This is a genomic window from Sphaerospermopsis sp. LEGE 00249 (assembly GCF_014299995.1).
Taxonomy (GTDB): Bacteria; Cyanobacteriota; Cyanobacteriia; order Cyanobacteriales; family Nostocaceae; genus Sphaerospermopsis; species Sphaerospermopsis kisseleviana.
In genome coordinates this window covers 1-13,891 of the sequence record NZ_JACJUZ010000020.1, presented here as the reverse complement: position 1 = coordinate 13,891, position 13,891 = coordinate 1, and the positions used below count along the sequence as shown (strand labels likewise).

Annotated in this window: 12 protein-coding genes and 1 pseudogene; 8 read left to right on the top strand and 5 right to left on the bottom strand. The window is 38.2% G+C overall.

Annotated features, from left to right (window positions below):
• Positions 1–71: 71 nt before the first annotated feature.
• The 3 genes from H5968_RS09215 to H5968_RS09205 are packed head-to-tail and all read right to left on the bottom strand — an operon-like array spanning position 72 to position 2,796.
• Entirely contained in the window at positions 72–818 is a 747-nt protein-coding gene (locus H5968_RS09215) for an NUDIX domain-containing protein (protein ID WP_187039709.1), read from the bottom strand.
• Entirely contained in the window at positions 819–1,385 is a 567-nt protein-coding gene (locus H5968_RS09210; protein WP_187039708.1) for a nicotinate-nucleotide adenylyltransferase, read from the bottom strand.
• Position 1,386: 1 nt separating this feature from the next.
• Positions 1,387–2,796: a nicotinate phosphoribosyltransferase gene (locus H5968_RS09205; protein WP_187039707.1), complete on the bottom strand. Its 1,410-nt coding sequence runs from the start codon at positions 2,794–2,796 to the stop codon at positions 1,387–1,389.
• A gap of 396 nt (positions 2,797–3,192) precedes the next feature.
• On the opposite strand from H5968_RS09205, the gene H5968_RS09200 reads away from it, so the two are divergent.
• The gene (locus H5968_RS09200) at positions 3,193–3,345 is read left to right on the top strand and encodes a nicotinate phosphoribosyltransferase (protein WP_096566607.1); all 153 of its coding nucleotides are present in this window, start codon (positions 3,193–3,195) and stop codon (positions 3,343–3,345) included.
• 79 nt (positions 3,346–3,424) lie between these two features.
• Here H5968_RS09200 and H5968_RS09195 read toward each other — a convergent pair whose 3' ends face one another.
• Entirely contained in the window at positions 3,425–4,840 is a 1,416-nt protein-coding gene (locus H5968_RS09195; protein WP_187039747.1) for an LCP family protein, read from the bottom strand.
• A gap of 312 nt (positions 4,841–5,152) precedes the next feature.
• Positions 5,153–5,536 (bottom strand): hypothetical protein, encoded by a 384-nt coding sequence (locus H5968_RS09190; protein WP_187039706.1) that lies wholly within the window; start codon positions 5,534–5,536, stop codon positions 5,153–5,155.
• A gap of 118 nt (positions 5,537–5,654) precedes the next feature.
• On the opposite strand from H5968_RS09190, the gene H5968_RS09185 reads away from it, so the two are divergent.
• From H5968_RS09185 to H5968_RS09155, 7 genes and pseudogenes are all read left to right on the top strand, one after another.
• Positions 5,655–6,851: an AI-2E family transporter gene (locus H5968_RS09185; protein ID WP_187039705.1), complete on the top strand. Its 1,197-nt coding sequence runs from the start codon at positions 5,655–5,657 to the stop codon at positions 6,849–6,851.
• Between the two features lie 205 nt (positions 6,852–7,056).
• Positions 7,057–7,362: pseudogene (locus H5968_RS09180) on the top strand (EAL domain-containing protein); the annotation flags it as partial.
• Between the two features lie 140 nt (positions 7,363–7,502).
• Positions 7,503–7,679 (top strand): hypothetical protein, encoded by a 177-nt coding sequence (locus H5968_RS09175; RefSeq protein WP_187039704.1) that lies wholly within the window; start codon positions 7,503–7,505, stop codon positions 7,677–7,679.
• A gap of 335 nt (positions 7,680–8,014) precedes the next feature.
• Positions 8,015–9,877 (top strand): NAD(P)H-quinone oxidoreductase subunit F, encoded by a 1,863-nt coding sequence (locus H5968_RS09170; protein ID WP_096566599.1) that lies wholly within the window; start codon positions 8,015–8,017, stop codon positions 9,875–9,877.
• Positions 9,878–9,950: 73 nt separating this feature from the next.
• Positions 9,951–10,661 (top strand): carbonic anhydrase, encoded by a 711-nt coding sequence (locus H5968_RS09165; protein WP_187039702.1) that lies wholly within the window; start codon positions 9,951–9,953, stop codon positions 10,659–10,661.
• Between the two features lie 86 nt (positions 10,662–10,747).
• Positions 10,748–12,250, top strand: a complete 1,503-nt coding sequence (locus H5968_RS09160; protein ID WP_187039700.1) for an NADH-quinone oxidoreductase subunit M — start codon at positions 10,748–10,750, stop codon at positions 12,248–12,250.
• A 312-nt stretch (positions 12,251–12,562) separates the two neighbouring features.
• Positions 12,563–13,885 (top strand): CO2 hydration protein, encoded by a 1,323-nt coding sequence (locus tag H5968_RS09155; protein ID WP_187039699.1) that lies wholly within the window; start codon positions 12,563–12,565, stop codon positions 13,883–13,885.
• Positions 13,886–13,891 lie beyond the last annotated feature (6 nt).

The window sequence follows — 13,891 nt, the reverse complement described above, 5'->3', positions numbered from 1 at the left end:
TGGTAATTGGTGATTTGTAACTAATTTTTATCTATTCTCTATTAACTGTCACCTGTCACCTGTCACCTAATTTAAATAAAAACTAAAGGTTTATCCTTAAACGGCGCAAAAGCTTCTGCATCAAATTTATATAAACTCGCGGGACGACCTGCACCTCTTGATACTTTAATTCCTGTATCTAATAAAAAACCAAGTTTCAATAAACGCGCTCGAAAATTTGAATAATCAGAAAAGTTTTCTCCTAAAACTGTGGTGTATAACTGATATAAGTCATTTAAAGTAAAGGTTTCTGGTAAAACATCAAATGCTACGGGACTATATTCTAATTTATTTTTCAGTCTTCTGTGTCCATAGGTGATAATTTCATTATGATCAAATGCTAACTGAGGTATTTGTTTAACGGGATACCATGCAATACCCGCAACTTTATCAGCAATTAATTCTGCTTCTTCAAACCGAACTAAAGCAAAATAACTAACTGATAAATAACGCACTCCATAACTATTAATTTCTTCTCTGGGGTCACGGTTTGGACCACCAAAAGTATAAAGTTGTTCTAAATAAAGATTATTAACCTTTATTTTTTCTGCCATAATGCGATAAGCAGCATCTTCTAAAGATTCTCCTTGTCTAACTAAAGTACCAGGGAGACTCCAAGAATTTAAAAATGGTTCTTGGTGTCGCATTACTAATAAAACTAACAGCCGATTTTTGGTAGTATCTACAGAAAATATGACATTATCCACACCGACTTTAAAATCAGCCAAAGTTTGTTGAAGTGTGGAATTTGAGATTTTCTTATGGTTACGTAGTGGCATTTAAACGTACAATTTCTCCCGATAAATATAATCTATAACAGGGGGTGTGAGAGTTTGATGGTCTTTTTGTTCACGAAAAGCGGTAGAGGAAACATCTAAACCGGTTAAACTAGCGATCGCAATTTTTCCTCCTAATTCCCTAATTTTTTCCAAACTAATATTATCTATTACATATCCAGGACGCGGAATCACCAACAATTTCACTTGTTTTAATAAATCTTCAATATGATACCATCTTGGTAATTGAATAACTAAATCTGATCCAATTACTAAGGTATATTCGACATCATTACCCCATCTTAATTTCGCTTTTTCTAATGTTTCCAAAGTTCGCCAACTACTTAATTCTTGTTCCAAACTAATATTACCTAATGGTGCTTGAATATCTGTAATTAACAAATTCAACATCGCTGCACGATGAGGTAAAGGAGTTTGTTGCTCTTTAAAAGGATTATCAGCAGCCCAAACCGCTACCCAATCATAATGTTGAGATAACCATTTAATAATTTTTTGATGTCCCGCAGTTGGTGGATCAGCACTTGTTCCGAATAAAGCGATCTTTTTCATCTTACTTTGCGTCCTTTGCGTTCTTTGCGGTTAGTTTCTTAGTCTTTTCCTTCAACTCATGCAGCATTTCCGAAATTTCTACTTTTACAGAAATTGGATTTTCTAAACTTCTTGTTTCCTGGGGTAAACTCGCTACAGATAATGCGCTTCTTTCTCGAATAGTTTGTAAATTTTCTGTTGGTTTTATCTGCTTACCTGATTTCATCACTAACTCTAATAAAGGTTTTTCTTTTCCAGAATTTTCATCTAATAAACCTAATCTATCAGATTGTAATTTACCATCAACCAAAAACCTAAAAATTTGTTTTTTACCAGGATAAGTAAACTTACCGCTAGACATTTTCATCACCGGAATACCATCAATGTCTACTAATTTATAAACTCCATTTACAGGAGAACCTGTTACTAACTTTGTGCCTAAACCATAACCATCAATTTCTGCACCTTGATTTTTTAATCTTTGTATTTCCCATTCATCTAAGTCACCACTGGCAAAAATTGTAATTTGTGGTAGGAGCGATCGCACTTGTTTTGATAAACTAACTAAATCACCAGAATCTAACCTCACCCCAGTTAATGTCATTTCCCCACTATTTACCTTTTTAGCTAACTTTTCAGCAGCAGCAACAGTATCAAAAGTATCAATCAATAAAGGCGCACCCGGAAAATATTGATGAAAAGCTGTAAACGCTTGTTGTTCACTTCCTTCTAAAGCTGATAACGCCATTACTAAAGCGTGAGCCATTGTACCACTTGGGTTTTCACCTAGTTGTAATGCTGCTAACACATTGGAAGTGGCATCTAAACCACCTGCTAAAGCTGCCCTTGCAGCCCATAAAGAAGCTTGAGGACTAAAAGCTCTGCGTGTGCCAAATTCTAAAAGTGTTGCTTTTTTCCCAGCAATATCACGTAATCTAGCAGCCTTGGTAGCGATTAATGTTTGATAATTAAGTGTATTTAAAAGATAAGTTTCTACTATTTGTGCTTGCCATAAAGGCGCTTCAACTCTTAATAATGGCTCATTGGCAAATACAGCAGTTCCTTCTGGGACTGCCCACACATCCCCAATAAAACCACCCTCTGTTAATAATGACCAAAAACGCTCAGGTGCATGATAAAATATACCCGTTCTTTGTAAAGCGGCAATTTGGGCGGAATTAAAACGAAAATTAGCTAAATATTCCAAAGCTTGCGCCAAACCCATCGCTATTAAATAGCCAAACCCTTCAGGTAAGCGTCTCACAAATAATTCAAAGCTGGCTCGTTTTTGTTCTATTCCTTCACCTGTGTAACAAGCTGCCATTGTTAGCTGGTAAAGGTCTGTCAGCAAACTATAATTTTCAGGACAAAGATTCAATTCTGGGTTTTGGTATCTGTACTTGTCATCATCAACATTTGCAAAAGCTGTCATCTGAAAGCGTCCTACTAAGAGTGCTTCTCTTATTATGGTAAATCATACCATAATTAATGTCAAGTATAGAAAAGATGATGCCTGAAAACCTTGCCAATCAAGGCAAATTAATCTTTATATATCTTTATATATCTTTATATATCTATTATTTCACAGTTTTTAATGGTAAGACTAATAATTATGTCAGAAAAATACCCGATTACTCGCCAAGAATTTACAATTAGAATTAAAAGAAAAAGTGTGATTCTTCAACTCAATGAAGTATTGCAAAGCAATCTAAAAAAACATTGCGTAAAATATAAATATATTGCGAATATGAGCAACCAACAAATATCAGCATTAAAGTAAAAGTAATAGATATCTCAGATAAAGGGCATAAAAAAGGAGTCTTAGATTATGTTTATCTCCAGAATGCTTGCTAGTATGACCCAATTTATTTCTGAAGCCTTCATGCGAATTTTTAGCCCTACAGATGACGCTTATCCTGTCACTGGTTTTCAACCGTTTACTGGCGTTCCCTACAAGAGACGTAAAGCTGCATCTTGGTAGATTTTTCTTAGGAGTTCAGGAGTTCAGGAGACAGAATAAATCTCCCCAACTCCCCAACTCCCCATCTTCCTGTCACCTGTCACCTAACCATATTTTCAAACACTGGTTTATGTAGTAACCAATCTTGACCTACTTGAATACTAATATCAGAGGCGATATTACCAGTGCTTTCAACCCGCACTTCTCCAAAACCTAAAGTATTACGAATAGATTCAGCACTATCACTATCACCTTGTTGAGCAACAATGTGAGTAGTATCCAAAGGTTCACCCCAAGGTCGAGAAATAAAGATATTACGATATCCAGCTTGTTCTAAAGCTGCAATTAAGGGACGAATTTGAGAGCGATCGCCACCTGTACTATCTTGAATTGCGATCCGTAGCCGAGAGGGATCAGTGATTTCAGAATCAACTGATGTTGATTCTAAACCAAAGTTTTGCACCATTAATTTATTAATTATTTGTGGATCGGGTATCCAATAACTAGCCTCATACTCATGTTTTTCACTAAAACGACCGGGAAGCATTAACATCTGCATATTAGAGCGATTGGTTCGCGCCCCAAAACCAACCAAAGCCACAAGTTCCTCAACAGATAAGTTAGTATCAATATGTTCTCTCACTGTTTCTAGAATTTCTGGTAATCGTGTTAATGTTGCTGGATTAAGACTTTGTTCAATCAAGGCACGTAATACCATTTGTTGCCGTTGAATCCTGCCAATATCTCCGAGTTCATCATGGCGAAACCGGAGTAATTGTAGTGCTTGATCACCTGCCAAATGCTGTTTACCAGCCTTTAAATTAATATATAAATGTTGAGAATCATCCTTATATTTCATATCTTTGGGGACATAGACAGTTACACCACCCAAGGCATCAATTAACTTGCCAACACCCAAGACATTAATGCGGACATAACGATCAATTCCCACGCCTCCCAAGAGATTGCTGACAGTTTTAGCAGTTAAAGCCGGTCCACCATCGACATTGGCGGCGTTAATTTTTTTCAACCCAAACCCTTCAACCTCTGTCCGGGTATCTCTGGGAATGGAAAGCATAACTATTTTTTTGGTATCTGGATCAAACTTGATCAAGAGCATGACATCAGCAAGACCGTCAAAAGAATTAACTTGGGGTAGATATCTAAGTCCTTGGGTTTCAATAGGTGGATTTTGGATATCTGGAGGCAGTACACTCATCCCCATCACCAAGATATTCACAGGGCGAGTTAATTGAGAAAATTGGAAGCCATTGCCAGAAATGCGATCGCTATCAAAAACTGCTGCCTCCTTAGCACTTAACTGAGCTTGCTGCAAAGGTGTACTATCCCAAGAAACAGCCAACAAAGCCCCTGCCATACCTGAGACCATTGCTATCCCGCCCATACCCACCGCAAACCATAGCCAGCGACCTGATTTTGATTTGCGAGAGTTTTTGCCTTTAGCTTTAGCTTTCGCTGATTTTTTGCCTGCTGCTGATGTTCTTTGACTAGTCACAGATTTCCTCACACTGACTGCTAAAATACCGTAAATTTGCTTACTCAATACCAACTCAATATATGTAAATAAATTAGACCATGATGGATAATTCTTGGTATTGTCTACTTACTTACCTATCGTAGATACTACAAGACCTTTACCTGCATTTCTGTTGATTTTTTGATCATCCGGGAAGTTGATGGAAGTAGTTTATGGAAGTATGGCAATAATAAACCAAATTTGATTATTTGATGATATTGGTGGGTAGATTACCTATAAATGCTGGTATCAATCCTCAGATTGTTAAAAACATGAACAAATGTAAATTTACTATTTACGCAGTATTCGCTCGGCAAAACTACTGAATCCAGGCAAACGATAAGACCTGCCTTGAATGACACGAAAAATTAACCAAACACTCACTAAAAAGTAACCAGATGTGAGAAAACTGTTAAGAATTAACAACCGGAGTGTAAAAAAATCTGAAGTAGCTGCCCCAGTTGCTAACAGCAAGTACCCTAACATCCATGTAAAGCCCAAGGTAATGGACAGACGACTCACGGCCAGTTGTTCCCGACTACCCTCATGGCGATAGAGAGTCCAAAGGGAAGGAAAAAAGCCGATGACAGGAATCAAGTATAAAAGCAGCAATTTTTTAGAAGTGGCAGTTTCTGGAGCAGGTGGGTAATTATCAATAGGTGGTAGATTTTCCATTGTGGAGGGTCTCATCATAAACCAGAGGAAGACATAAGATTCATATAGTTAGAGATAATAGTCTGTAAACAAGAATTTAGCTTAAGTTGTATTTAGTTCTATCCCCAATCAGCTAAAAATGCAGACACAAAAGCTACTTGACTGGTGGCAAACATTTACACCAGTAGCGCGAATCGGGGCGATCGCGCTATTCGCTCCTCTATTAGTTCTCAATGGTTGGGCGATATCGGCAATTTTTCATTATTTCCACTCTTTGATAGTCATTTTAGTCGGAGCCTCAGTGCTGGCATTTCTGCTTAACTACCCAGTAAGTTGGATGGAAAAGCACGGTGCAAGACGAGAACAAGTCGCCATTTTGGTATTTTTATCAGCTTTATCAATTTTATTGGCGCTGGGTGTCACCCTCTTTCCTCTAGCCCTAACTCAAGCCCAGCAGTTAGTAGCCCGTTTACCAGAGTTGATAGACTCTGGGCGATCGCAGTTAATGATTTTAAATGAGAAAGCCGAGATGATGGGCTTACCGATTAATCTTGATGCTATCGTCGTGCAAATTAATGATCGCGTCAAGAGTCAACTGCAAGCTATAGCCGGACAAGTATTAAATCTCGCTGTCGTCACCTTTACCAGCTTGTTAGACTTTCTGTTAACGATGGTTTTGACTTTCTATCTATTGCAACATGGCGGTGAACTTTGGCAAAGCTTAGTAGAATGGCTCCCTACTAAATTTCGTGAACCTTTTTCCCGAACAGTACGCCTAAGTTTTCAAAACTTCTTTATCACCCAGTTGATTTTATCTACTTGTATGGCCTCGGCTCTGATTCCCACCTTTTTGTGGTTGAAAGTGCCATTTGGGTTGTTGTTTGGCTTAACTATCGGCATTATGGCGCTAATCCCCTTTGGTGGTTCTGTGGGTATCGCCATGACAACTTTGTTAGTCTCCCTACAAGACTTTTGGATGGGTGCTAGAGTCTTAGCCGCCGCAGTCATCGTGCAGCAAATTCTGGAAAATATCATTGCACCCCGGATTTTAGGAAGTTTTACAGGTTTAAATCCAGTTTGGATACTCATTTCCGTTTTGACTGGGGCAAGAATCGGCGGACTTTTGGGCGTGATTGTGGCGGTTCCTTGTGCTGTTGTCATCAAGACAGTTATTAGCGCCATTCGTCCACCGATTATGAGTGATGAAACAGAAAACGCTGCTTCTGGAGAGTTAGCCGCACCCATGACACCAGAAGCATCTCCTTCACCTCCAGGCAATAATTCTCTCAGTGTTTCTGATGCTGTTCCTTGCCGTCAGCCGATACAAAACGGCTAACTCTATCTAGGTTTTACATTTATTCGACAAGCCCTAACTAATGCGAACAAAAGTCGACTTTTTCTTCCTGCTTTATTCTAGAAGTGTCGGCACTGTCTATTTTACAGGCTTTAAGTCGGGTGTATCTCATAGTTATTTTGCTGTATTGAATCATCAGGAATAAGTAGCTCAAGTAGCTCCCAGAATTTTACAAACCTTGGAAAAACCCTTTCATCTGCATGGAATTGATCGGTCTTTTATCAAAGAATTGGCCAGAGATGCTAAAGTAGCTCATATCATCAAGGCTATAGTTGACTTGGGACGCAGCTTGGGGTTAACACTAATTGCTGTAGGAGTAGAAAAGCCTGAATAACTAGATTTCTTAAAGTCTATTAATTGTGATGATGTGCAAGGATATCTGTTCTATAAACCTCTTTCTGCCCAACAAGCTACAGAACTCATTAAAGAAGGAGTCAGGAGTCGTAGGGGCGAAGCATTCGGAAAACAACCTGTGATAAAAATTGATAATTGATTGCCTTCGGCACGCTACGCGAACGCCCGAATGCTTCGCCCGTACAGGAGTCAGGAGTCAGGAGTCAGGAATAGGCTATCAACTATCAACTATCAACTATCAACTATCAACTATCAAATTTTAACTTTTAGGAAATTCTGATGAACCGTTCAAAAATAGTCGCCATTATTACAGGTGCAATTTCTATACTTTTAGCTATAGCTTACTTAATTGTCGTTCAAATCCTCGACTACCGAGATATGAAACCCGCCCCTATTAGCTACATAAACTCATCAGCACCAATTATAGCAGAATTGCAAATTTCTAGAAGTCAGTAGAAACTTTCTGGCGCAGTTTATGTACAGGAGTCAGGAGCAAGAATTAATTTTTTTGACCTTGCTCCCGCTATTTCCTGTTGCTTGGTATATTCATAGATTCTATACGATAGATACTATCAGATAAATCAATCCATAGAACTATAAGAAAAAATTAGATAAAATATCGTGGATTTATCTAGTTAAGTAATTCCCTTTTGGCAGAGATAACGGTAAGCTATATCTAACAATATTAAGCAAAAATAAAATTGCCTTATTATTTCTAGTTAACATCATCAGGTATCAACGCTTGTTGACAAACAAGCAACAATATTCAGTGCAAATATAGAGGTGAGTTCATGTCTCAGTACCTGCTAGAGACCGTTTGGCTGGTCCCTTGCTATGCTTTATTAGGTGGTGTTTTAGCTTTACCTTGGTCGCCGGGAATAATCAGGAAAACTGGACCTAGACCGGCAGGTTATGTCAACTTAGTCATGACATTTTTGGCGTTTTTACATTCTGCCATAGCCTTTCTGGGTACTTGGAATCATCCTGCTAAAGAGGTATTTATTCCTTGGTTATCCACAGCAGGTTTAAAACTAACTATTAATTTAGAACTCTCTGCAATTAATGTAGGGGCATTAATGGTTATTACGGGTTTAAATTTCCTTGCCCAAGTTTATGCTGTGGGTTATATGGAAATGGACTGGGGTTGGGGAAGATTTTATTCTTTATTAGGTTTATTTGAAGCTGGTTTATGTGCCTTAGCTTTATGTAATAACCTATTTTTCAGTTATGTAGTTTTAGAAATTCTCACTTTAGGAACTTACTTGTTGGTAGGTTTATGGTTTAGTCAACCCTTGGTTGTGACCGGTGCGCGAGATGCGTTTTTAACCAAGCGGGTTGGTGACTTATTCCTGTTAATGGGAGTTCTCGGACTGTGGACTTTAGCAGGAACTTGGGATTATAAAGATTTAGCAATTTGGGCGCAAACTGCCCAAGTAGACCCGACAATTATTACTTTGGTTTGTTTGGCTTTAATTGCCGGTCCAATGGGTAAATGCGCTCAGTTTCCCTTGCATTTGTGGTTGGATGAAGCAATGGAAGGACCTGTTCCCAGTACCATTTTACGGAACTCAGTGGTAGTTGCCAGTGGTGCATGGGTGCTGATTAAATTACAACCTGTATTTAGCTTATCCCCCATAGCTTCCTCTGCAATGGTAGCTATTGGTGCAGTTACAGCTATTGGTGGTTCATTAATTGCGATCGCCCAAATTGACATCAAACGCTGTTTATCTTATTCTGTCAGTGCTTACATGGGCTTAGTGTTTATCGCCGTAGGCACACAACAGGATGAAGCCGCATTATTATTAGTCCTCACTCATGCTTTATCTGCTGCACTTTTAGTCATGAGTACCGGAGGAATAGTTTGGAATAGTGTCACCCAAGACGTTACCCAACTCGGTGGTTTATGGTCACGTCGTCCCATTTCCGGTTTAGCATTTATTGTGGGAACATTGGGTTTAATTGGTTTCCCACCTTTAGGAAGTTTTTGGGCATTAGTAAAATTAGCTGATGGTTTATGGGGAACACACCCTTGGTTAGTAGGAATAATAATTGCCGTCAATGTGTTTACAGCCTTTAGTTTAACCAGAGAATTTGGTTTAATCTTTGGTGGTAAACCCAAACAAATGAGTGAACGTTCACCGGAAGCTATTTGGTTGATGGTTTTACCAATGATGGTTTTATTTGGTTTTGTTTTACATCTGCCTTTAGTGTTGGAAAGTTTATCTTTATTACCTAGTTGGGCAACATTAAATAAAGATGTGGCATTGTTATTTATTTGGTCAAGTATTTTCGGTTGCAGTATTAGTGCTGTAATTTATTTAGGAAACATTATTCCTAAACCAGTTCGCTTACCCTTCCAAGGTTTACAAAATTTACTTGCTTACGATTTTTACACCCCCAACCTTTACAAAATGACCATCATTTTTGGCGTTGCCCAACTTTCTAAATTAGCTGACATGGTGGATAGATTTGTCGTTGATGGCATTGTTAATTTTGTCGGTTTATTCTCCTTATTAGGTGGGGAAGGGTTGAAATATAGCAACAATGGACAAACTCAATTTTACGCTTTCACTGTTTTATTAGGAGTTAGCGTTTTAGGTGCTTGGGTTACATGGCCTTTCTGGGGTGTGCAGTTCATGAATTTGGTTTTTTAAATCTTTATGATTTAAATAGACAATATCAATCTAAAATAAGAACTTAACTTTTGAGGAATTGAAGAATAATAAAGTGAACAACAAACATCAAAAAAACAATATTTCTCGCAGAAATTTACTCCAATTAGGAACAGGTGTCATTGGTGCAGGAGTCGCTGTCAGTGTGGCTTCCAACTTAGTTACATCTGAAGCAGTAGAAGCAAAAACTGTTAGTAAACCCGATGAAGCAGTAAAAGCATTACTGGATGGTAATGATAGATTTGCCAAACAAAAACGTCGTTCTGGCAACCAAAGTTATTTACGCTTACAAGAAGTTGCTAAAGGTCAAAAACCCTTTGCTTCTATTCTTGGTTGTGCCGATTCTAGAGTACCATCAGAAATAATTTTTGACCAAGGTTTAGGAGATTTATTTGTTTGTCGGGTTGCGGGTAATATTGCCACACCTGAAGAAATTGGTAGTCTGGAATTTGGTAGCTTAGTATTAGGTTCAAAATTGATTATGGTACTAGGCCATGAAAGATGTGGTGCTGTAGATGCCACTATTAAAGGCGCTCAAGTACCAGGACAAATTGGTAGCTTATTAGAAGCAATTAAACCAGGTGTAGAAAAATCTGAAGGAAAACCAGGAGATAGATTAGAGAATGCCTGTAAAGCCAACATTTTGGTACAAGTTGAAAAATTGAAATCTTCACCAGTTCTATCAGAATTAATCAAGGCTAATAAACTCAAAATAGTCGGTGGTTATTACGACTTAGACACCGGTAAAGTCAGCTTAGTTAGTTAATTTAACTCAATTGGTAACTGGTAATTTTCATACATAAAATAATTACCTTTTACCAATCCCCAATCCCCAATCCCCAATCCCCAATTATGTTAAGTGTTTTAATTTTGTTGCCAATTATTGGCGCTGCAATTATCGGATTTTTACCAGATACAGTCATTCCTAAAACGAGAACTAGACTAGTAGCTTTAACTCTTTCCTTTGTAGTTCTATTGTGGAATGCTTTCATCCTGCTGAAATTTGATATCAATAGTCCAGGAATGCAGTTTCAAGAGAATTTACCTTGGAATGAAACCTTGGGTTTAAATTATCAATTAGGTGTTGATGGGCTATCAATTCTAATGTTGATATTGAACAGCTTATTAACTTGGATAGCCATTTACAGCAGTAACCAAAATACCGAACGTCCTAAACTTTTCTATTCGCTGATTTTATTAGTTAGCGGTGGTGTTGCTGGTGCTTTCTTAGCCCAAAACTTACTACTTTTCTTCCTTTTCTATGAATTGGAATTAATACCTTTCTATTTATTAATTTCCATTTGGGGAGGAGAAAAACGCGCCTATGCTGGGATGAAATTTTTGATTTATACAGCAGTTTCCGGGGCATTTATTTTAGCAACATTCCTGGGCATAGTTTGGTTAAGTGGTTCTCATAGTTTTGCCTTAGATGCGGTTAATACTCAAAACCTGTCTGCGGGAATGCAACTGTTATTATTAGTAGGAATAATTTTAGGTTTTGGCATCAAAATTCCTTTAATTCCTTTCCATACTTGGCTACCTGATGCTTACGTTGAAGCTTCCGCACCTATTGCTATTTTATTAGGTGGAATTTTAGCTAAATTAGGAACTTATGGACTCTTAAGATTTGGGTTTGGTTTATTTCCCCAAGCTTGGAATGTAGTAGCACCAACCTTAGCAATATGGGGTGCTGTTAGTGCAATTTATGGGGCAGTTGTAGCGATCGCCCAAAAAGACATCAAGCGCATGGTAGCATATAGTTCAATCGGACACATGGGCTATATTTTACTTGCAGCCGCAGCTAGTACCAAACTGGCCTTAGTTGGTGCAGTAGCGCAGATGTTCAGTCATGGTTTAATACTGGCTATTCTCTTCCATTTAGTTGGACTTGTAGAAACCAAAGTTGGAACAAGAGAACTAGACAAACTCAATGGTTTAATGAGTCCTATTCGCGGTTTACCTATCGTCAGTGCTTTACTGGTGTTAGGTGGTATGGCCAGCGCCGGTATCCCTGGTTTAACTGGTTTTATTGCAGAATTTATCGTTTTCCAAGGCAGTTTTTCCACCTTCCCCATCCCCACATTATTGTGTGTAGCTTCCTCTGGTTTAACTGCGGTTTACTTCGTTATTCTTCTCAACCGCACCTGTTTCGGTAGACTAAATAACGACTTAGCTTATTATCCCAGAGTGGTTTGGGCAGAAAAAATTCCCGCATTAATATTAGCTTCCCTGATCATTTTCTTGGGAGTACAACCTACCTGGTTAGTGCGTTGGAGTGAAACCACAACTACAGCAATGGTAGCAGCTATTCCCACTCCTGAAAAAACCGTAATTTCTCAAGTGGCTTTGAAGTAATTTTTTAAGCTGTCAGCTTGTCAGAAAAATTGATCTCGTTCCCAGTCTGAGACTGGGAATACTATCTCAGAGGATCTGCCTCTACTGTAAAAAAACTAAAAGGCAGAACCTTTTAAAATTCATTCCCATACAGAGTATGGGAACGAGAAAAAACGAGAAAAACCACGAAGGCACGAAGAACACAAAGGAAGAGAAGAATGAGAAGAAGAAAAAAAGGAATAAGATAGATAATCTAGTACATTTATTAACCTCTTAAATCTCTCTGCGCCTCTGCGTCTCTGCGTGATAAATTCATAAATATAGGAAATCAAAATGGTACAAACTCCCGATAAACCAATCACCAAACTACCACCATCAAATCACGAATTTGCCGATGTCATTCATCGTCTAGAAGCTGGTGGTTCAATGCTGCCAGATACACCAGAAAACTTAATGCAAATCATCGGTATTTATAAAGCTTACGCAGTACCGATGGATTTTTACTGGCGCGACTTGCTTTATATTGGGGAAAGAGTCTTTTTAAATCCTCTGCCTGCTTTTAAATATTTCTTACCTCAAGAATATTTAGACTTACATAATCATTATGCAGGGGATGATGCTGATTTAAGAATTTGGCGCGGTGAAGCAACAGCACATCCTGAACTTTTGGCATTTATGGAAAAGGGTGAAACTCGCAAAATGCCAAAGTTATTACATCATTTATTCCATGACAGAATTAACATGGAATTTGCAGAAGCTTGTATGCAAGCGATGTTATGGCATCGGAAAATGTACGCCCCTGTAAATCAATTTGATGCCTATTTAGATTCTGATGAATATAAAGCTAATGCTGATAAAGCAATTAAAGCTTACTTTAAGAAAAATCCTTTAATGTTGGGACTTTATAAACTGTTCCCTGATATGTTTTTGGAACAGTGCCGGATGATGTCTTATTATGCCAATTTAGGACTTTTCTGGGAAGTAATGGCACCGGTATTTTTTGAAATGTCGGATATTTATGATGAAGGCGGTTTTAAAGGTGTTCCTGATGCCATGAATTTTTTAGTGAATGGTATTTTTGCGATCGCCGGTCGTCCTATTTATCATCATGTTTATGTTGATGGTGAATGTTATGAAGTCATTCCCAAATCTAAAGGTTTTACTTGGTTATATGAAGCAGCTTTACCCTATGTAGAAGCTGTATTTTACCGGACTGCACCATTTAGAGGTACAAAGTCTTATAATGCCCAAGCAGGACAAGTACCAGAAGACCAAAAAGACTTCCATTATGGCATTCTTTACGCTGACGTATTCCCTGTAGGTACTGCGGGTATTCCACCCACATTATTAATGCAGGATATGTTGCATTTTCTTCCCCAATATTTAGTTGATTATTACAAAAAACATTGTCGGGGTGAAGATGATATGTTGATTCAGTTGGGTGTAACTTTCCAACGTTCAATGTATAATGTAACATCTGCGGTAATTCAAGCTTTAAGAACTGCGTTGTTATATCCTTTAGATGATCCCAATCCTAAACATTTACAGGCAAATCGGGAGTTTTTTGAAATGCAATTGAATCGCTTCACCCGTGCTGATTATGGTATGAGAGATGCTGCGAAATTGCGGAGTATTCAAAGTCAGGATTATAGATGATCCCCC

Excerpts from the sequence above, each read along its gene's own strand:
- H5968_RS09210 (WP_187039708.1), bottom strand. The coding sequence starts at position 1,385 with ATGAAAAAGATCGCTTTATTCGGAACAAGTGCTGATCCACCAACTGCG.
- H5968_RS09155 (WP_187039699.1), top strand. The coding sequence starts at position 12,563 with ATGGTACAAACTCCCGATAAACCAATCACCAAACTACCACCATCAAAT.
- H5968_RS09185 (WP_187039705.1), top strand. The coding sequence starts at position 5,655 with ATGCAGACACAAAAGCTACTTGACTGGTGGCAAACATTTACACCAGTA.
- H5968_RS09205 (WP_187039707.1), bottom strand. The coding sequence starts at position 2,796 with ATGACAGCTTTTGCAAATGTTGATGATGACAAGTACAGATACCAAAAC.
- H5968_RS09215 (WP_187039709.1), bottom strand. The coding sequence starts at position 818 with ATGCCACTACGTAACCATAAGAAAATCTCAAATTCCACACTTCAACAA.
- H5968_RS09160 (WP_187039700.1), top strand. The coding sequence starts at position 10,748 with ATGTTAAGTGTTTTAATTTTGTTGCCAATTATTGGCGCTGCAATTATC.
- H5968_RS09190 (WP_187039706.1), bottom strand. The coding sequence starts at position 5,536 with ATGGAAAATCTACCACCTATTGATAATTACCCACCTGCTCCAGAAACT.
- H5968_RS09175 (WP_187039704.1), top strand. The coding sequence starts at position 7,503 with ATGAACCGTTCAAAAATAGTCGCCATTATTACAGGTGCAATTTCTATA.
- H5968_RS09170 (WP_096566599.1), top strand. The coding sequence starts at position 8,015 with ATGTCTCAGTACCTGCTAGAGACCGTTTGGCTGGTCCCTTGCTATGCT.
- H5968_RS09200 (WP_096566607.1), top strand. The coding sequence starts at position 3,193 with ATGTTTATCTCCAGAATGCTTGCTAGTATGACCCAATTTATTTCTGAA.